The organism is Williamsia sp. CHRR-6 (assembly GCF_018474015.1).
In the GTDB taxonomy this organism is placed as follows: Bacteria; Actinomycetota; Actinomycetes; order Mycobacteriales; family Mycobacteriaceae; genus Williamsia_A.
The window spans coordinates 26301-46156 of sequence record NZ_JAHCSG010000004.1; the positions used below are offsets into that span (position 1 = coordinate 26301).

The 19856-nt window shown below is 68.1% G+C and carries 16 protein-coding genes; 10 read left to right on the forward strand and 6 right to left on the reverse strand.

The window, feature by feature from the left end:
• The first annotated feature begins 224 nt into the window (after positions 1-224).
• Positions 225-1937 (forward strand): bifunctional diguanylate cyclase/phosphodiesterase, encoded by a 1713-nt coding sequence (locus tag KIK15_RS11740; RefSeq protein ID WP_214244687.1) that lies wholly within the window; start codon positions 225-227, stop codon positions 1935-1937.
• 10 nt (positions 1938-1947) lie between these two features.
• Here KIK15_RS11740 and KIK15_RS11745 read toward each other — a convergent pair whose 3' ends face one another.
• Complete coding sequence (locus tag KIK15_RS11745; protein WP_214244689.1) at positions 1948-3327, reverse strand: YibE/F family protein; 1380 nt, start codon at positions 3325-3327, stop codon at positions 1948-1950.
• An 86-nt stretch (positions 3328-3413) separates the two neighbouring features.
• Between KIK15_RS11745 and KIK15_RS11750 the strand changes: the two genes are divergently transcribed.
• Together KIK15_RS11750 and KIK15_RS11755 are read left to right on the forward strand one after the other, a co-directional pair.
• Positions 3414-3974, forward strand: coding sequence for a hypothetical protein (locus KIK15_RS11750; RefSeq protein ID WP_214244691.1), 561 nt, complete (start codon positions 3414-3416; stop codon positions 3972-3974).
• A 108-nt stretch (positions 3975-4082) separates the two neighbouring features.
• Positions 4083-4868, forward strand: a complete 786-nt coding sequence (locus tag KIK15_RS11755; RefSeq protein ID WP_214244693.1) for an acyl-CoA thioesterase domain-containing protein — start codon at positions 4083-4085, stop codon at positions 4866-4868.
• Here KIK15_RS11755 and KIK15_RS11760 read toward each other — a convergent pair.
• Complete coding sequence (locus tag KIK15_RS11760) at positions 4858-5946, reverse strand: phosphatase PAP2 family protein (protein ID WP_307851892.1); 1089 nt, start codon at positions 5944-5946, stop codon at positions 4858-4860. The genes KIK15_RS11755 and KIK15_RS11760 overlap by 11 nt on opposite strands.
• Positions 5947-6201: 255 nt before the next feature.
• Between KIK15_RS11760 and KIK15_RS11765 the strand changes: the two genes are divergently transcribed.
• From KIK15_RS11765 to KIK15_RS11780, 4 genes are all read left to right on the forward strand, one after another.
• Positions 6202-7779 (forward strand): GMC family oxidoreductase, encoded by a 1578-nt coding sequence (locus KIK15_RS11765; RefSeq protein ID WP_214244695.1) that lies wholly within the window; start codon positions 6202-6204, stop codon positions 7777-7779.
• A gap of 22 nt (positions 7780-7801) precedes the next feature.
• Positions 7802-8581 (forward strand): deoxyribonuclease IV, encoded by a 780-nt coding sequence (locus KIK15_RS11770; RefSeq protein ID WP_214244697.1) that lies wholly within the window; start codon positions 7802-7804, stop codon positions 8579-8581.
• A 203-nt stretch (positions 8582-8784) separates the two neighbouring features.
• On the forward strand, positions 8785-10617 hold the full coding sequence (locus KIK15_RS11775) for an acyl-CoA dehydrogenase (protein WP_214244699.1): 1833 nt from the start codon (positions 8785-8787) through the stop codon (positions 10615-10617).
• 44 nt (positions 10618-10661) lie between these two features.
• Positions 10662-11312 (forward strand): SGNH/GDSL hydrolase family protein, encoded by a 651-nt coding sequence (locus KIK15_RS11780; RefSeq protein ID WP_214244701.1) that lies wholly within the window; start codon positions 10662-10664, stop codon positions 11310-11312.
• On the opposite strand, the gene KIK15_RS11785 is transcribed toward KIK15_RS11780, so the two are convergent.
• Genes KIK15_RS11785 through KIK15_RS11800 form a run of 4 tightly spaced genes read right to left on the reverse strand, consistent with a single transcriptional unit; the run spans position 11255 to position 16054 of the window.
• Complete coding sequence (locus KIK15_RS11785) at positions 11255-13030, reverse strand: ABC transporter permease subunit (RefSeq protein ID WP_307851858.1); 1776 nt, start codon at positions 13028-13030, stop codon at positions 11255-11257. The two genes, KIK15_RS11780 and KIK15_RS11785, sit on opposite strands and share 58 nt — an antisense overlap.
• Before the next feature lie 2 nt (positions 13031-13032).
• On the reverse strand, positions 13033-14505 hold the full coding sequence (locus KIK15_RS11790) for an ABC transporter substrate-binding protein (protein WP_307851859.1): 1473 nt from the start codon (positions 14503-14505) through the stop codon (positions 13033-13035).
• On the reverse strand, positions 14502-15251 hold the full coding sequence (locus KIK15_RS11795; RefSeq protein ID WP_214244703.1) for an ABC transporter ATP-binding protein: 750 nt from the start codon (positions 15249-15251) through the stop codon (positions 14502-14504). The genes KIK15_RS11790 and KIK15_RS11795 overlap by 4 nt, the downstream gene beginning before the upstream one ends.
• Before the next feature lie 59 nt (positions 15252-15310).
• Positions 15311-16054, reverse strand: a complete 744-nt coding sequence (locus tag KIK15_RS11800) for a dipeptide/oligopeptide/nickel ABC transporter ATP-binding protein (RefSeq protein ID WP_214244705.1) — start codon at positions 16052-16054, stop codon at positions 15311-15313.
• Positions 16055-16220: 166 nt separating this feature from the next.
• Between KIK15_RS11800 and KIK15_RS11805 the strand changes: the two genes are divergently transcribed.
• The 3 genes from KIK15_RS11805 to KIK15_RS11815 are packed head-to-tail and all read left to right on the forward strand — an operon-like array spanning position 16221 to position 19847.
• Entirely contained in the window at positions 16221-17264 is a 1044-nt protein-coding gene (locus KIK15_RS11805; protein WP_214244707.1) for an iron ABC transporter substrate-binding protein, read from the forward strand.
• 4 nt (positions 17265-17268) lie between these two features.
• The gene (locus KIK15_RS11810; RefSeq protein WP_214244709.1) at positions 17269-18798 is read left to right on the forward strand and encodes an iron ABC transporter permease; all 1530 of its coding nucleotides are present in this window, start codon (positions 17269-17271) and stop codon (positions 18796-18798) included.
• The gene (locus KIK15_RS11815; RefSeq protein WP_214244711.1) at positions 18795-19847 is read left to right on the forward strand and encodes an ABC transporter ATP-binding protein; all 1053 of its coding nucleotides are present in this window, start codon (positions 18795-18797) and stop codon (positions 19845-19847) included. The genes KIK15_RS11810 and KIK15_RS11815 overlap by 4 nt, the downstream gene beginning before the upstream one ends.
• Positions 19848-19856 lie beyond the last annotated feature (9 nt).

Below are 19856 nucleotides of genomic sequence, written 5' to 3' on the forward strand. Positions count from 1 at the left end.
TTCTGAGGTTCGCGCGATCTTCGATCCTGAAATCATTTCCTTTTCCTTCTGTGCGGCGAGACATCACGGGTTGATGCCCCGTTCGATTAAGCGCTCTTGATCACGGTTGTGTCAGCACTGATCGCGCCGACCGCGACGGAATGCTGTAATGAGAGCCACGGTTTCTTCGGGGGAATCCAGGCTGCGGGCGAGGGTCGGCGGCCACCCATGCGCAAGGAGGCGCCATGACCGAGGACAGGGACGAGCATTGGCTCGACGACCTGCCGGTCAACGACGGTTCCTACGGTCGGCTCGTCGACTACCCCGACGTGATCGTGGTGCACTCCGACGGGGTGATCGTGGCCGTCAACGCGGCGTGTGTGCAGTGGGCCGGCGCACGCAGCGAACGTGAGCTCGTCGGCCGCCCCATCACCGACTTCGTCCACCCCGACTCGATTCCCTCCATGCTGCAGCGCATCTCCACCCTGGTCGGCGAAGGCGATGCGTCGCTGCCCTCGGAGGCCACGATGGTGCGGGTGGACGGTTCGACCATCGACGTCGACGCCACCTCCATCCGCGTCTCGTGGAACGACCGACCCGCATTCCTGGTGATCCTGCGTGACGTGGGCGCCCGCGTGGCCGTGCGCGATGCCCTGCGGTACCAGGAGGCGGTGGTCTCGCACGTGACCGACGCGGTGATCGCCATCAGCCTCGACGGCGAGGTGGCCAGCTGGAATCCCGCCGCCGAGACCATCTACCGCCGCGCGATCATCGACGTGATCGGCCGCCCCCTTTCGTCGGTCATCGGTGTGGAGTTCGATCCGGTGGCGGTACTCGCCGCCGGCGGCACCACTGCCCAGATCCATTGTGCGGCAGATGGTTCCGAGCTATCGGTGGATGTCGCGGTGACCGAGCTCGACGACGGGTACGTGGTGGTCTGTTCGGACAAGACCGCACTGCGCCAAGCCGAACGGCACTTCCGCACCGTGGTGGAGACCATCGCCGAGGGCATCCTGGTGGTGGAGCGTGACCGCGAGATCAGCTCGTTCAACCCGGCAGCCGAACGCATCATCGGCATCGAGCTCAGCTCCATCCTCGACCCCGACTCGGGGCTGCGTGACGCACGTTTCGGACCCGACGGCAACCAGCTGAACTACCTGGGTCTGCGCACGTTCGACGAGGAGGGGCGACCGGTTCCGTTCTCCGAGCACCCGATCACCCGGGTGCTGACCACCGGCAAGCCCGTCGAATGGTGCATCCTCGGCGTCGACCTGCCCAGCGGACGCCGCATCTGGGTGTCGATGAGCGTGCGGCCGATGGATCCCGAGTCGCCACTCACCTCACCGGTGGTGTGTTCGTTCTCCGACATCGGCGAGCAGCGGGCCATCCGGGAGCGCCTGGAGTTCGCCGCCACGCACGATCAGCTGACGCGCCTGCCCAACCGCGACATCGTGGTGGCCCGCTTGACCGAACTGCTCACCGCCAACCCGCGTCCCACCTCGATCGCCACGCTGTTCATCGACATCGACCGCTTGAAGCTGATCAACGATTCGCTGGGCCACAGCGCAGGCGACCGGGTGATCCAGGTGGCCGCGCGGCGGCTGCGGTCGCTGCTGGGCGGGTCGGACGTGATCGGCCGGGTGGGTGGCGACGAGTTCGTTGCGGTGGTGGCCGGGCGGACCGGTCAGGCGGCCATCGAGGAGCTGACCACCGAACTGCATCGCACCCTCAACAAACCCTTCGTGGTCGACGGCGAACTGGTGGAGATCGACGCCAGCATCGGCGTCTCGGTGATCGGGAGTCACGACGACCGCACCGCCGACGACATCCTGCGTGACGCCGACATCGCCATGTACGCGGCCAAGATCGGCGGTCGAGGCTGCACCCAGTTCTACGTCCCGGGGCTGCGCGAACGGATGCGGGTGCGGTTGCGTTCGGTCGATCCGACCACCCGCTGACCCGATCGCCTCACTCGGCGCGGCGGGCGTGGCGACCGGCAACCCCGATCTTGGTGGGGTCCAACGGTGCTCGCAGGTTGTCGGGTCGCTCGTGGCGATGCACCAGCAGCACCGCAATACCGGTGGTCAGCGGTACCGATGCGGCGATGGCGATACCGCCCACGAAGGCCCGCGCCAGCTCGACGGCGACGGTATCGGTGGTGGCCAGATCGGAAAAGGACTGCCCCGCAACGGAGAACAGCAACAGCAGCGGTAGCGCACTGCCGGCGTAGGCGAACACCAGGGTGTAGACGGTGCTGGCGATGTGGTCGCGACCGACTCGCATGGCGGCGGTGAACGATTCGCGCCGGCTGCGCCCACCCGAGGCCAGCTCGAACACGGCCGACGCCTGGGTGATGGTCACATCGTTGAGCACGCCGAGAGCACCGATGATGAAGCCCGCCAACAGGATTCCGTCGGTGGAGATGCCGTTCTGGTACACCTGCAGGTTGGTGGTCTGCTCGCCGGACAGTCCGGTGAGTTTCATGGTGGCCACGGCCAGGTACGACAGGACGGCTGCGGCGGCCAGCGAGGTCAGCGTCCCCAGCAGCGCCGCCGACGTGCGCAGGCTGACCCCGTGGGCGAGGTAGATGACCACCAGCAGGATGGCCGCTGACGCCGTGAGCGCCACGGCCACCGGCGATTCGCCGTCCAAGATGGCCGGCAGCGCGAAGTACAGCAGCACCACGAAGGCCAAGACCAATCCGATCACCGACCGCAGACCGCGCCAGGCGGCCACCAACACCACGGCCAACACGAACAGCACCGCCCAGACGATGGTGGACCTACCGCGGCTGAAGTCATAGAAGGTGTACGACGTCGAACTGCCGTCGGCGCCTGGGGATGCGATGAGGCGCACCTTGTCCCCGATCTGCAGATCAGGTTGTCCGGGTTGAGGTTTGTCCAGCTGCGACCTCGACAGCTCCTGGCGCACCTGCCCGGGCGCGGTGCCCGACTGGGCCCGGTTGGTGGCCACCTCCAGCAGCGTGTAAGCGTCCTTGTCCTTGCCGGAGGTGATGCGCACGGTGCTGTCGATGCACGGACCGTCGGCGGTGGGGGCAACGGCGGCCGCCTCGGCGAGCACCATGCCGGCCTGCTTGTTGAGACAGGCCGCCCGCGACTGGGCCACCACCTCACCGGTGACGAAGTCGATGCGCCCACCCGGGGCCGCCGACTGGAACTGCACCGGGACCTCGTGTTGGCGATGCGACGGCCACAGGACCACGGCGCTGATCGCGACCGCGATGGCACACGCCGCGATCAACCCGACCACGATGCGACTGGCAAACGGCCGCAGCTCCACCGCGATCTCCGACGGGCTGTGGATGTGGTGGTGATGGGGATCGCTCACGTGGCAACTCTAGGCCGGGGTCCGGTGGTGATGGTCAGCCGCGTGATTCCGCCACGTGGCGCAGTCCGGTCGGTCATCATGAGGTGATGATCGACGAGCTGCAGGTGGAGGCTTCGGCGTTGCTGGCCTCGGGTGACTACACCCGGGCGCTGGCCGAGTTCAGCGTGCTGCGTGAGATCCGGTCGCGGCGCGACGGCCCGTACTCGCTGATGTACCTGTCCAACCTGCATGACGCGGTGCGCTGCATGTGCCACCTGCAGCTGTGGGCCGACTCCGAACCGCTCGGCCGCGAGCTGTACGGCAAGTACCGGCGCACCCATGGCCCGGGCGGCGCCGACACCGTCGACGCCGCCAAGCTGTACGCGTGGGCGCTGGTGCACCTGCACAAGATCGATCCGGCGGTGGCCATCTACCTCACCACCGCCGACGCCCTGTGGACCCGTGGGGCCACCGACGAGGCAACCGCGCTGCTCGGCGCTGCGGTGGTCCACCGCCAACAACTGTGCTTCGACGACTGCCGAAACGCCGCGGCGCTGGCTGCCACCGCCGCGACCGTGTGTACGTGTCTACCTGTGGCCACCGACGCCGTCACCATCGACGGGCTGCGGGTGCACTCATGGGACACCGCCAACCCACCACCCTTCTGAACCGTTTCGGGTGCTGAGCACCACCAGACACCGAGCACCACCAGACACCGGGCACCACCAGACACCGGGCACCACCAGACACCGAGCACCACCTGACACCATGACGGGATGAGCGATCCCCGGTATTTCTTCACTCTCGACGACCACGGGCACTACACCCCTGCGCAGATCGCGCGTGGACGCTGGGCGCACGACACGTTGGGTGGTCCGGCCGTGGTAGGCGTGGCTGCCCGAGCGTTGGAGGTCGAGTTCGGCGACGCCGAGTTCACTCCGGCCCGGCTCACGGTCGACCTGTTCAAAGCGGCCAAGACCGAGCCGCTGCAGGTGCAGACACGGACGGTGCGGGCGGGTCGCCGCATCCGCACCCACGAGGCCGATCTGCGGCAGGGCGACGTGCTGGTCGCGCACGCCACTCTGATCCAGCTGCGTCGCGCCGACGCACCACCGGGCACCGAGTGGCACTCGAGGCATGAGTTCACCCCGCCGGTCGACGACCACACTGCTCCTCGCTGGTTCGGCAGCGACGCGGTGGGCTGGACTCCCGACATCCGCAATCACCAGAACGCCAGCCGCAAACGCATGTGGTCACGCGTCATCGACGTGGTCGAGGGCGAGAGGAACTCACCCTTCGTCGACGTCGTGGTGGCAGCCGAGGCGACCAGCCTGATGACCAACTGGGGTGACGACGGCATCGGCTACATCAACTGCGACCTGACCGTGGCACTCACACGGCTACCCGCCGGCGACCATGTTGGCGTACAAGCCGACACCCACCTCACCGCAGACGGGATCGCTGTGGGCACCGCAACCCTCTTCGACCGCTCCGGGCCGGTGGGCACAGCGCTGGTGACCGCGGTGAGCAACGCCGCGGCACAGATCGACTTCAGTCGCTGACCGCGACCCGCTTGCCTAGGTCGACCGCCGGGGTCTGCGCGGACTCCGCCGCCTCGGCAGCCTCGCGTCGCCGGTCGTTACGCCGCACCCACCATCGCTGGGTGGCGATGACCGACGCTGCCAGCGCCCAGCCGATGAGGATGTCGAGCACGTAGTGCTCAGCGGTGTAGACCAGCGTGAACGCCATCGTGAACGCGTACGCCATGAACGCCGTCCTGCCGTACCACCGCAGCCGAGGCCACATGAACAGCGCGACCAACATGGTCAGGCCCGCGTGTAACGACGGAATGGCCGCCACCAGGTTGGCCTTGGACTGGCCGACCTGCAGCATCGACGACGCCGTCTTGAAGCCCAACTTGTCCCACCCACGCGCCGAGATCCGCTCGACGAACGGAGCGGCACCGGCATGGGTGGGCTCGACCGGGCCCAGCAGGCCACCCGACGGCGGCGGGTTGCCGAACATGCAGGGCGCCTCACGCGGACCGTCGGCGATCTCGACCGAAGTGCAACGCGCTGCGGCCCACGGCGGGGCGGCAGGCAGCAGGGTGAAACCGATCAGCGCCAGGAACGAGGTCGCGACGAAGGCGGCGGCAAAACGACGCCAGGCGGTGCGATCGCGCAGCCACAGCAACCCGGCGGTGATGTAGGGCAGCAGGAAGTAGGAGATGTAGACCGAGCTGGTGATGATTTCCCAGAACGGCGGCTTGGCTTCCTTCAGATGGGACTGCAGCCACACCGTCGGGTTGGTGCCGAACAGCCACTTGTCGACGTCGGGGCCCAGGTGCCACTGCGTGGGCATGCCCAGCCACTCGGCATAGCGCCGCACGAAGTCGTAGAGCATCAGCACCAGCACGAACGGCAGCCAGTCGAGGATGACGGTGAACACGTTGCGACGACCGATGCTGGCCGCAGCCAGTCCCAGGCACATCAGCAGGATCAGCCCGCCACGATCGAAGCTGATGCCATCGGTGGAGACCTTGTAGACCACGGCAACGAACCACACGCTCAAGGCGATGCGGCGCCAGTGTTTTGCCTCGAGCCCGAGGAATCTACGGGGCGGTACGGCAACTGACTCCACGGTGTCCACGGTCTCGACGACGGTTTCTGCAGTCTCGCCGGCTCTTACCGGCGGCTCCGAAATCGACACGCACGCACCTTCCCCACAAAGCTGTCTTCCCCGGTGTTCACCCGGGTCGAACCAACAGTTTGACCGAGATTTCCCTCAGAGTCACTTCGACACCGAGCGGTGATCGCATGGTGACCCGGCGCAGATCGCACCGAAACCACCGAATCGGCCATCGTCGGACCTGCGCGAACCATAGGGTCGGTAACCATGAGCGACTACGTGGTGGTGGGTGCGGGATCGGCTGGCGCAGTGCTGGCGGCTCGCTTGTCAGAAGACCCGAACGCCCAGGTCACACTGGTCGAGGCGGGCGCCGAGGACAAGGACAAGTTCATCCACATCCCGGCGGGTTTCGCCAAGCTGTTCCAGGGCGACTACGACTGGAACTACTTCACCGAGTCGCAACCCGAACTCAAGCAACGCAACATCTACTGGCCGCGCGGTAAGACGCTCGGCGGGTCGAGCTCGCTGAACGCGATGATGTGGGTGCGCGGGTTCGCCGACGACTACGACCGCTGGGCGGCCGCAGCCGGACCGCACTGGTCCTACGCCGAGGTGGTCAAGACGTTCCGCAAGATCGAGAACACGCCGTGGTCCACCGACCCCGACCACGGGCACGACGGCCCGCTGCACATCAGCAAACAGCGCAGCCCCAGCCCTCTCAACGGCCGGTTTCTCGACGCGGCGCGCCAGCTCGGGTATCGGCTGGCCCCACCCAACCCGGCCACGCCGGACGGCTTCACCGAGACGGTGGTGACACAGAACCGGGGCGCTCGGGACTCGACCGCCGATGCCTACCTGCGACCGGCCCTCACACGTCCCAACCTGTCGGTGGTGACCCAGGCGCACGTGACGAAGGTCGTGTTCGACGGCACCCGCGCGAGGGGTGTGGAGGCGGTGGTCGGCGGCACCACACGCGTGATCGAGGCCCGTCGCGAGGTGATCCTGTGCGGCGGCGCGGTGAACACCCCCCAATTGTTGATGCTCTCGGGCATCGGCGACGGGGCGCACCTGCGCGAGCACGGCATCGAGGTGCTCGTCGACGCCCCCGAGGTGGGAGCCAACCTGCTGGACCATCTGGCGGCGGGCATCACCCGCACCACCGACGAGCAGACGCTGTACCAGGGCACCAAGATCCCGGCGCTGGCCAACTACTTCCTGCGCCGCCGCGGACTGCTCACCTCCAACGTCGGTGAGAGCTACGGCTTCGTGCGGACCGGCCTGGATCCCGACAGCCAGTTGTCCGACATCGAGCTCATCTTCGTCCCCGGCCCGTTCCTGGGCGAAGGTCTGGTGGAAGCCCAGGAGGACGGCATCACCATCGCCGCGGTGTTGCTGCAGCCACGTAGTACCGGAACGGTGCGGTTGGGGTCGGGCGATCCGTTCGCCAAGGCGCGCATCGACCCGCGCTATCTCACCGATGAGGCGGGCCTGGACCGCGCCACCCTGACCGCCGGGGTCCAGTTGTGCGCCGACCTCTTCGAGGCACCCGCACTCAACGAGATCACCGGCTCGAGATACCTACGCCCGGAGATCGATGCCTCGGCAAGCCGCGACGAGATCGTCGAAGCCGCCATCAACAACGACACCCAGACGCTGTATCACCCGGTGGGCACCGCACGCATGGGCAACGACGATCGGGCGGTGGTCGACGGCGAGCTGCGAGTGCGTGGCGTGCAGGGCCTACGGGTGGCTGACGCCTCGGTGATGCCGACCATCATCCGGGGCCACACCAACGCGCCGGCGATCATGATCGGCGAGAAGGCCGCGGAACTGATCAGCCGGTGAGGGCACCTCTATCGTGGTGGCCATGAAACTGGGAGCGCACGTCCGATCCGACGCTGATCCACTCCGCGCGGCAACCGACCTCGGGGCCGACCTGTTCCAGATGTTCGTCACCGATCCGCAGGACCGGAAAATGCCTGCGCCGCAGGAACATCCAGACGCCGACCGGATCCGTCAGTCACCCATCGACGTGGTGGTGCACTCCAGTTACATCATCAATGTGGCCAGTCTGAACAACCGACTGCGCATGCCCTCACGCAAGGCCGTGGAGGTGCAGGCGGCCGCAGCCGCCGAACTCGGCGCCATCGGGCTGGTGGTGCACGGCGGGCATCTGCGCGACGGCGAGAACGACGCCGAGGGATTCGAGAACTGGCGCAAGCTCTTCGAACGCCAGGCCGACAAGGGCGGGTTCGCGGTGCCGATCTTCATCGAGAACACCGCGGGCGGGGAGCACGCCATGGCGCGCACCTTCGAGTCAATCGAACGACTGTGGGCCGCGGTCGGCGAGTTCCCCGACGCCGGCTTCTGCCTCGACACCTGCCACGCCTGGGCCGGCGGCGAAGACCTCGTCGGCCTGGTGGAGCGGATCCGTGGGGTGACCGGTCGCATCGATCTGATCCACCTCAACAACTCGCGCGACGAGTTCGACTCCGGCCGCGACCGGCACGCCAACCTCGCCGACGGGGAGATCGACACCGACGTGCTGGTGGAGGTGGTGCGCACCGCAGGCGCCCCGGTGATCCTGGAGACCCCCGGCGAAGGCCTGGCCGACGATCTGGCGTTGCTGCGCGAACGCCTGGCCTGAGCTGGGCCGACCCGCCCGATCCCGAAAGTGGCCCACACCCCGCGCACACCCGCCCAGGGACTTTTAACACAAGGCGGGCAAGGGAGTTGTCTCCGGTGTGCGGCGCCGGTATATTCGTCTTTATTACTGGTGAGTAACATCGCGTCTGCTACTCCCACCTGCACTCACCTCCACTCAGCCCCGGGAACACAAAGGAACGCATCATGAGCCACTACAAGAGCAACCTGCGCGACCTGCAGTTCAACCTGTTCGAGGTGTTCGGACTGGAGAAGGTGCTGGAGAGCGGCGAGTTCGGCGACCTCGACCGCGAGACCGCCGAGGACATGCTGCGGGAGGTGGTGGCCCTGGCCGAGGGTCCCATCGCCGAGTCGTTCACCTCATCCGACCGCAACCCGCCGGTCTTCGACCCGGAGACCCACTCGGTGACCATCCCCGAGGCGTTCAAGAAGTCGTACAAGACCTTCATCGACGCCGGCTGGGACAAGGTGGGCATCAACGAGGAGCTCGGCGGCATGCCCGCCCCCCGCACCCTCTACTGGGCATTGGGCGAGCAGATCTTGGGCGCCAACCCGGCCCTGTTCATGTACGCCGCCGGCGCCGGCTTCTCGCAGATCTTCTACGACAACGCCACCGACGAGCAAAAAGAGTGGGCCAAGATCTGCGCCGAGAAGAACTGGGGCGCAACGATGGTCCTCACCGAGCCCGATGCCGGCTCGGATGTGGGCGCCGCCCGCACCAAGGCCGTGCAGCAGGAGGACGGCAGCTGGCACATCGACGGTGTGAAGCGCTTCATCACCTCCGCCGACCAGGACATGACCGAGAACATCTTCCACCTGGTGCTGGCCCGCCCCGAGGGCGCGCGTCCGGGCACCAAGGGCCTGTCGCTGTTCTTCGTGCCCAAGTTCCACTTCGACCACGAGACCGGTGAGCTCGGCGAGCGCAACGGCGTCTTCGTCACCAACGTCGAGCACAAGATGGGCCTGAAGGTTTCGGCCACCTGTGAGGTCACCTTCGGTCAGCACGGCGTCCCGGCCAAGGGTTGGCTGGTGGGCGAGGTACACAACGGCATTGCGCAGATGTTCGACGTCATCGAACATGCTCGGATGATGGTGGGCACCAAGGCCATCGCCACCCTGTCGACCGGCTACCTCAACGCTCTGGAGTACGCGAAGATCCGCGTGCAGGGTGCCGACATGACCCAGATGACCAACAAAGCTGCCCCGCGCGTGACAATCACCCACCACCCCGACGTGCGTCGCTCGCTGCTCACCCAGAAGGCGTACGCCGAGGGTCTGCGCGCGGTGTACCTGCTGGCCGCCACCTACCAGAACGACGTTGCCGCCCAACTCTTCTCCGGCGCCGACTCGGAGATGGCCTACAAGGTGAACGACCTGCTGCTGCCCATCGTCAAGGGCGTGGGCTCCGAGCGCGCCTACGGCGTGCTCACCGAGTCGCTGCAGACTCTCGGTGGTTCAGGCTTCCTGCAGGACTACCCGATCGAGCAGTACATCCGTGACGCCAAGATCGACACCCTGTACGAGGGCACCACGGCCATTCAGGCGCAAGACTTCTTCTTCCGCAAGATCATCCGTGACAAGGGGCAGGCTCTGGCCCACGTCGCCGGCCAGATCAGCTCGTTCATCGAGTCCGAGGCGGGCAACGGTCGCCTCAAGACCGAGCGTGCGCTGCTCAAGACGGCTCTGGAGGACGTGCAGGGCATGGCCGCCACCCTCACTGGCTTCCTGATGGGTGCGCAGGAAGACCCCACCCAGCTGTACAAGGTGGGCCTGGGTTCGGTGCGGTTCCTGTACTCGGTGGGCGACCTGCTGATCGGCTGGCTGCTGCTGCGTCAGGCCGAGATCGCCCTGCAGAAGCTGGACGACGGCGCCACCGGCGACGACAAGGACTACTACGACGGCAAGATCGGCGTCGCGTCCTTTTTCGCCAAGAACATGTTGCCGCTGCTCACCTCGACCAAGACGGTCATCGAGGGCATCGACAACGACCCGATGGAGCTGGCCGAGGCCGCGCTCTGAGTTTCGACTACGACAACCGCACCGGTCGGCCTTCGGGTCGGGGGGTGCGGTTGTTGTCGTTGGTGCTGCCCGGGGTGCGGCGGGTGTTAGCCCAACGCGAGCCCTACGCCCAGCACTGGGTGGCCCGAAATCGGCAGGCGTGGGCCCGCGACCGGCGGCGCTGGGTGGTGTTGGGGGACTCGATGGCCCAGGGCATCGGCGCGGCACATCCCGAGGGTGGCTGGGCCGGACAGCTGGAGCAACGACTACACCGCACCGGCCACCGGCTGGATCTGCTGAACTTGTCGGCCACCGGCGCGCGCACCACCGACGTTCTGGCCCAACAACTCCCGATCCTCGAGTCGGTGGCCCACACCGTCGACCTGGTGACCGTGCTGATCGGCTCCAACGACCTGTTCGGCGGACGCGAGCACAGCGAACGGTTGCCCTCGGCGATGGCCGAGCTGGTGCAACGGCTACCCGACGGGTCGGTGGTGGCCACGCTGCCGCAGCCCCGCGACGCTGCCCAGGCCGCAAACGCCCACATCGAATCGGCCCAGCGTGCCGGTCGCATCCACGTGGTCGACATGCGCACCGCCGGACCGGCGAGCTGGAAAGGCAAACTGGCCCCGGACTTCTTCCATCCCAACGAATCCGGCTACTCCGCGCTCACCGACGCCTTTGAACCAGTGGTGCGTCGCCGTCTGACGGACTGACACCCGGCCAGGCCGGTGGCCGCCACCGACAGCGCGATCAACGACACCAGGGGACCCAACACCACCCACGGCGCCCGCTCCACCACCGGGATGCCGTCGGCCAGGATCAGCCCCCAATCCGGTTGCGGGGGAGCCGAACCCAACCCCAGAAAGCCCAGCGCCGCCAGGGCCAACACCACCCCGGGCAGGCGCAACGCAGCATGGCGGACCACGGCGGGCAGCACCGCGGGCAGCACGGTCTCCCACATAATCCGTACACGACCAGCTCCCAACGCAGGCAACACCCGCACGTAGGGCATGGATCGTTGCTCGTCGATGAGCGCGGCGGTATGGGCCGCCAGCGGAGCCCAACTGGCGATCACCACGGCCACCGCAGCCCCAGAGGTGGACGGACCCGCCACCCCGGCCACCACCAACCCGACCAGCACCGGCGGCAACGCATTGAACACCTCGATCGGACCCCGACCCAGGTGCGCCAGCATCCCCACCACCAGCCCGATCACCAGCGCGGCGACCAGCACCACCACTCCCACACCGATGCTGTGCCACGCCCCGTGGGCCACGCGGGCCAGCACGTCACGGCCCACCGCGTCGGTACCGAAAGGGTGCGACCAACTCGGTGCCGCCAGCCGAGCCCGGGAGGTGGCCAGTGGGTCACGCGCCATTCCACCGGCCACGACCACCGCCAGCAGACCCACGGCCACAGCGGGCACCGCTCGGGCCGCGCCGGCCGTGGCAAAGACGTTCTGCGCCATCGGGAGTGAACCCAGACGACGAGCGCGACCCAGCAGGCCGCGGCGGACCACCTCGGCCATCACGCCCAGGACAACACTCACCCCGAGCAGCAACACGATGCCGATCTGCAGCGCAGGCAGATCCTGCGCCCGCGCATCGTCGAGAAGCTGCCGCCCCAGTCCGGGGATCGCGAACACCTCCTCCACCGCCACCGCGCCGGCGGTGAGACCGACCATCACCAGGCCGATCTGCGGCATGAGGCCCGCCACCGCGCGGCGCAGCACCGCCCGGATGATCGCCCCCGAGCTGAACCCGGCAACCGACCAGGTGGTCACCCAGTGCTCGGTGAACGTGGTGGCTACCGCATCCGACAACAGCCGACCCAACAGTCCACCGGCAGGCAGTCCCAACGCCAACGCGGGCAGCAGCGCCTGGGTGGGTCCGTTCCAGCCGTACGCCGGAAGCGACAACCACACCGCGCCGACCACCAACAGCATCGCCGCCCACAGGAACTCCGGTACCGAGGTCAGGGCCACCGCCGACGCACCCGAACCTCGCCGGGGCCGCCCGGCCAGTCCGTCGCGGACGGTCGGCACCACCAGCAACGCAGCCACCACCACGGCCACCACGAGAGCACATGCCATGAGCGTCAACGACACTCCCAGCGCCGACACCGCGGGTGAGAGCACCGGCTCTCCGGAGATCCACGACCGTCCTGGGTCACCGGACAGCACCCCACCCAGCCAGTGTCCGAAGGTGGACACCGGCCCGCCCTGCAGGCCGAGGTCGTCGCGGATGGCGTCCAGCGCCTGCGGGGTGATGTCGCGTTCGGCCGATCGGGCGCGCAGGATGCTCTGCGCCGGGTCGCGGTCGGACAACAACGGCAGCAGCCCGACGACGACGACCACAGCCGCGACGGTGATCACGCGGGACACCACGACCAGCACCGTCGGCCGATCGAAGTGTCGGAGCGCGGGCGGCACGGTCAGTCGATCGTGGTGGCGTTGGTGATCAACTCCCGCTCGCGGGGGTCACGTGCGACGTTGGCCACCCGCCGCGACTCGCCCTGCAACACCCGCTCGTGCAGCAGCGGCACCGCCACGTCGCGCTCGAGGATCTGCTTTTCCACATCGAGGGTGGCCGTCTGCCGTGCCAGTCCGGCCTCAAGTACGCCGGCAGCGTTCATCGCCGCGTCGACGGCGGGGTCACAGAACTGGGAGATGTTGAACGACCCGGCGCAGGAGAAGTCCGAGCGGAGATACGCCAACGGGTCACCGGTGTCGAGCACCGTGGCCCGCGAGAGGATGAAGGCGTCGAATACGCCTGCCAACATGTCGTTTTCGATGAACTGGTACTCCCGAACCACCTGCTTGACCGTGAATCCTCGAGCGGTGAGCTCCTCGGCGAGCACCGTGGCGACCTCGGGCAGCTCGGGACGGTCGGTGAAGGTGGCCAGCGTGATGGTGGCGCCGGCCGGGTTCCCGGCGGGAGCCTCAGTTCGTGCGGGACGATCCTTCGACCACGGGATCGCCGGGCCCAGCAGCCCTTGTGCCGTGTCGGCCCGACCCTCGTACACCTGGTCGACCAACCGTTGGCGATCCACCGCCGACCGCGCGGCGGCACGCAGGCCCGCCTGGGCGAAAGGCCCCCGCCTGGTGTTGAGGTACAGCGTGTTGGTGCGCGGCATCTGCACCGGATGCAGCAGCGCGCCGTCGACCAGCGAGGCCTGTGACACCGGCACGGCCTCCACCACGTCGGCCGAACCGTTGCGCAACGCAGCCGCCCGCGTCTGCCCCTCGGGGACGAAGTCGACGTCGATTCCGGCCAGTTTCGCCTTGCCACCCCAGTAGCGGTCGAAGCGGTCGAGCTTCGCGCTGGCTCGCCCGTTCACCGAGGTGAGGACGAAGGCGCCGGTGCCGTGCCGGATCGGGTCGACCCGAGCCGGGTCACGGTAGGCGGCAGGAGCCAGGATGGTGAGCTGCGGGCTCGACAAGCGTTGCGGCAGCAGCGGATCCGGGTCCTTTGTGGCGACCAGCACCGCGTTCCCGTCGGCTCGGGCGGTCACCTCGACGCCGTCGAGCACCCGGGGCACCGGCTTGGCACGCGTCGCCGCCGTCAGCGCCCCGACCACCGTCTGGGCGGTCAGCGGGGTGTCGTCATGGAACCGCACCCCCGAGCGCAGCTCGAACCGCCACGTCGTGGGGTCGACCCGTCGCCAGGCCGTCGAGAGGGCAGGCTTGGCGTCGCCGGCGGCATCCAGCACCACCAGAGTTTCACCGGTGGACCACCGCGACAACTTGAAGGCGTCGTCACTGAATGGCGACAAACCCGAGCGCGGAGGTAACAACATGGCAAGCCGCAGTCGCCCATCGGCCGAATCCGACGAGCCCGAGGCGAAGCAACCGGCCGCCACTGACGCGACGACCACGATCATCGCGATGACGGGTATGGACCTCACTGGATACACGGTGTTCCTTTGCTGGTGGTGATGCGCGGCGACGGCGATGCCGCCGGCAGGAGGGGGACGGCGTCGATGAGTTCACGGGTGTGTGGATGGTGCGGCGCGGCGATCACCGCGGCAGTCGGCCCCGACTCCACGATGCGTCCCCGGTGCATGACCAGCAGACGATCGCAGGTGTGGGCCACCACCGACAGATCATGCGACACCATCAGCAGCGCAGTAGTTTTCGGCAGATCGGCGAAGGCGTCGAGGACCTGTTCGCGCACGGTGAGGTCGAGTCCACTGACCGGCTCGTCGGCCAGTAGGTAGTCGGGTCGACACGCCAGCGCTCGCGCGATGACCACGCGCTGCCGTTGACCACCCGAGAGTTCAGCCGGCCGCCGGTCGGCCAGATCTGGGCGTAACCCCATGATCTGCAACGACTCTCGCATCAGTTGGCGATGATCGCCGGCCAGCCGGAGATACCGCAGCGGCGCCATGACCGAATGTTCCACCGTGCGGCGGGGATCGAGCGTGGTGGCGGGGTCCTGCGGCACGAACGCGACGCGCCGCCGAAACCAGCGCACCGACGCCGCCGATCCGGCGAGCACAGGCCGGCCGTCGAGGGTGAGCGCACCCGAGGTGGGCGCATCCAGCGCGAGCAGCAGGCGCAACAGGGTGGACTTGCCCGATCCGGACTCACCGACGAGTCCGATGCGCTCACCCGGGCGCACCAGCACGTCGGCTGCAGCGAGGGTGGTCATCTCACCCCGCCGCGTTGCGCGCACCATCGTCAGCGCGCGCCCTCGCAATCCGTTGTCGGTCACGCCCATCGCCGACCGCCGACTACCGTGCGCTCGGCTCGGCGAGCCCGCTGGATCAGACTGTTGGCTGCGGTCGAGGTCGGAGATTCGAGAAGTGCAGCGGTGCAACCGCTTTCCACCACACGACCCGCGTCGAGCACAACGATGCGATCGCAGACAGCCGCGGCCACGGCGATGTCATGGGTGATGAGCACGAGTGCGGTGGGCAGGGCCCGCAGTGTGCGCAAGATGCCTGCCTGTGTCACCACGTCGAGGGCAGTGGTCGGCTCGTCGGCGACGATCACCGGGGCGTGAGCGGCCAACGCCAACGCGATGCAGACCCGTTGGCGTTGCCCGCCCGACAGCTCGGCGGGCAGGCGTTCGGCACAGGCGGGGACGTCGCCGAGCCCCACGTCGCGCAGAAGATCGGCCACGTCACGCCGGGCCACAGCATGTAGTTGCCGGCCGACGGGGACGAGCGGGTTGAGCGCGGTGGCCGAGTCCTGGAAGACCATCGCCGCCCGCGCACCAGCCGGGCGGGCCCGGGCCGGCCGGGCATCCACACGTAGTCCGTCGATACGGATGGTGCCGTGTGCGGTCAGGTTGGGCGCCAACGCGCCGACGATCGCTGCGGCCACGGTCGACTTCCCTGAACCAGAGGCGCCCACGAGCGCCACCGCCTCGCCGGAAGCGACACGCAACGACACCTCGCGCACCAGCGGGGTGGTGCCGGCCGACACCGAGAGGTCCTCGACGTCCAGCACCCGCCTCCCCCTCCGACCCACGCCTGCAGTTATCGACAACGACTGTCAATAACAGTAACAGGCGGCCGGCGAGGGGTGCGGCCCCGGGCCAGAAGTCAGGCGAGCCTTACCTGACTACGTGCTAGCCTCACCGCGTTGTCCGATCCACCACCAATGCGAGGTTCACGTGTCCTTCCACCGCCGACTGACCGTCGCCGTAACAACCGCACTCTTGCTGAGCGGGGTGACCGCCTGCGGCTCCGCGTCGTCGGGCGAGGAAGGCCGCTCAGCCTCGTCAGCGGGGTCCGAACTCGTCATCTACTCCGGCCGCGACGAGGACCTTGTCGACCCCCTGATCGATCGCATCGGCGCAGGCGTCGGAGTCAGGGTCGAAGTCGATTACTCAGGCAACACCAACGCCCAAGCCGCCAAGATCCTCGAAGAGGGCGACCGCAGTCCGGCCGACGTGTTCCTCGGCCAGGACGCCGGCGCGCTCGGGGCTCTCGACGACGCGGGCGTCCTCGCCACCCTCCCGCAGGACATCCTCGACCGCGTCCCCGAGCGCTATCGCAGCGCCAACGGCACCTGGGTCGCGACGTCGGCGCGGGCGCGCGTGCTGGCGTACAACACCGACGACGTGCAGGCCACGGACCTGCCGACCGGGATCGATGGGATCCTTGACCCGCGCTGGAAGGGCAAGATCGGCTACGCACCGACCAACGCCTCCTTCCAGGCGTTCGTCACCGGGCTGCGCGTTGCGCGGGGCGAAGACGGCGCAGAGAAGTGGCTGCGCGCGTTCTCAGCCAACGAGCCGGTCGCCTTCGAGGGCAACGGCCCACTGATCAGCGCCGTCGACGACGGGCAGGTCGCTGCGGGACTGACGAACCACTACTACTTCTATCCCTACATCGCGGAGAAGGGCGCTACCGCCTCGCTGGCGCTGCACTCGTTCGCGGCCAACGACCCCGGCTCGCTGGTCAACGTGGCCGGCGTCGGAGTACTCGCCTCGGCGGACAACACCGAACAGGCCTTCGCGCTCGTGCGGGAGATGCTCTCGGCTCAGTCACAGCAGTACTTCGCCGACGAGACGGCTGAATACCCTGTCGTCGCGGGGGTCACCTCGAAGTTCGATCTCCCGCCCCTACCCTCAGGTGCATCAGACCTCGACCTGGGACAGCTGGCGTCCCTCGAGCAGACTCAGGCACTGCTCACCAAGGTCGGAATGATCTGAGGCGATGACCCGGCACGCGCTCGGCGCAACCGCGCTCCTCGTGGCCGCGGGAAGCCTGATCCCGCTGGTGTACTTGGTGATCCGCGCTTTCGAACGCGGCCCCGACCCGGTCATCGCGCTGCTCACCCGACCACGCACGGCCGAGTTGGCTCTGGCCACAGTGGTACTCGTCGTGATCGTGACGGCGCTGTCGATGGTCGTCGGCGTCGCTCTGGCGTGGTTGACGACGCGCACCGATCTTCCCGGCAGACGCGGATGGGCGATCGCACTCGCCGCGCCGTTGGCAATCCCCTCGTACGTCTCCGGGTATGTCTGGATCGCCGACTTCGCCGCGCTCGCCGGGCTACCCGGCGCAGTCCTCGTGCTGACCACCGCGTGCTATCCGCTCGTCATGCTGCCCGTGGCCGCGGCGCTGTCGACTGGCGACGCCGGGACGGTCGACGTGGCGCGGACGTTGGGACACAGCGTTCTTCGAACGACGCTCACGGTCGAGATGAGGCGGGTGTGGCCCGCAGCAGCGGCGGGTGGGCTGCTGGCCGCGCTGTACACGATGAGCGACTTCGGGGCCGTTGCGCTCATGCGGTACGAGGCTTTCACCATCGGCGTCTACAGCGCCTATCGAGGAGGGTTCGACCGCACAGCGGCCGCAGTTCTCGGCATGATCCTCGTGGTTCTCGCTGTGAGCGTGACCCTGCTGGAGCGTCGCGTCCGGCGCGGCGCCACCGCACGTGTCGGATCCGGTGTCGACACCTATCTCGCTCCGATCACACTGCGCGGCATGCGATCACCCGCGCTACTGGTGGTCGTCTCTGTGGTGGCGGTCGGGGTGATCTACCCGGCGGTGGGTCTTGTGGGATGGATGGTGAGGTCGCTGCGTCGGTCGCTCGACGTCGCCGATGTCCTCGCGACGACCGCTGCGACGGTCCAACTGTCAGCGATCGCTGCGATCGTCGTGGCGGTGCTGGCGTTCCCGGTGGCGTTGTTCGCAGCGCGATCTACCTCCACTGCAGCACGTTTCGCCGAGTCAGCGACCTATGTGGCGCACGGCCTGCCCGGGATCACCATCGCGCTGGCCATGGTGTTCGTCGGAATCCGGTTGCTCCCGGGGGTTTACCAGACGCAGGGTCTTCTCATCATCGCCTACGCCGTGTTGTTTCTGCCGCTGGCCGTCGGCAGCACCCGCGCGGCGATTGCGGCGTCGCCGGTGGCCCTCGAGGAGGTATCCCGCACCCTGGGACGCGGGGGACTGTCGACGACGCTGCGGGTGACGTTGCCCATCGCCGCGCCGGGCATGATCGCGGGCGCGGCACTCGTCTTCGTCACGGTGGCAAAGGAACTGCCCGCCACCCTGATGCTGCGCCCGCGTGGTGTGGACACGCTCGCGACCGAACTCTGGTCGACCACGCAGGTGCTGCGCTACGGGGAAGCAGCACCGTACGCTCTCGCACTGATCGCCGTCTCGGCCGTCCCGACCCTGCTGCTCACGCGAGTGATGACTCCCCCGGTGCACCGTGCACGGGAGCTCAGGCCGTGAGCCACCAGAATCCACGCACTGCCACCCCCGATGCGGTGCGCCTCGACGAGGTGAGCGTGTCTCACGGTCGGCGGACCGTTGTTCACGCGGTGTCGCTGGCTGTGAGGCCAGGCGCCATCACCGCGCTGCTCGGTCCCTCCGGGTGCGGCAAGACGACTTTGCTACGAGCGATCGCCGGCCTGCACCCCATCGACTCGGGTTCGGTGACCATCGGAGGCGAGGTGGTGGCGAACGGGCGGCGGTCGGTCCCGGCTGAACGGCGGGGTGTAGGACTCATGCCACAGGAGGGAGCCCTGTTCCCCCATCTCGACGTCGGAGCGAACATCGCGTTCGGTCTGCCGCGTGCAGGTCGCCACGCGCGCACAGCGCGGGTGACGGAGGTCGCCGAGCTGGCCGGTGTCGCACACCTGCTCCACGCACGACCCCAGCACCTGTCGGGCGGTCAGCAGCAGCGGGTCGCATTGGCGCGAGCCCTCGCCCCTCGGCCGCGCGTGGTCCTGCTCGACGAGCCGTTCGCTGCCCTCGACGCGGGTCTACGCTCGTCGTTGCGCGACGTCGTCACACTTGCACTGCGGGCGCAGCGGACAGCTGCGATCGTCGTGACGCATGACCAAGCCGAAGCACTGTCGATTGCCGACGACATCGTGGTGCTACTCGACGGGGCGGTTGCGCAGGCAGGCTCTCCACAGGAGGTCTACTCGCGCCCGCAGTCCGGGCACGTTGCCCAGTTCGTCGGTGAAGGCGTCCTCCTCGACGCTGTCGGCAACGGCGCAACGGCCACGTGTGTGCTCGGAGAGGTCGCGGTGCACGGCCACAGCGCAGGGCGTGGGCTCGTGGTCGTGCGACCCGAACAGGTTGTCGCCACAGCGGATGGCACTGGTGCGTTCGCCGTCGACCGCGTCACGTTCACCGGACCAGACACCATGGCAACGATGCGCCACAACGACACCGGAGTGGTTGTCCGCACTCGGATGTCCGGGTCAGCGCCTGCAGTGGGCGGCCGGGTCGGGCTCCGCGTCACCGGATCGGTGATGTTCCTCGCGGACTGAGCCCACGGC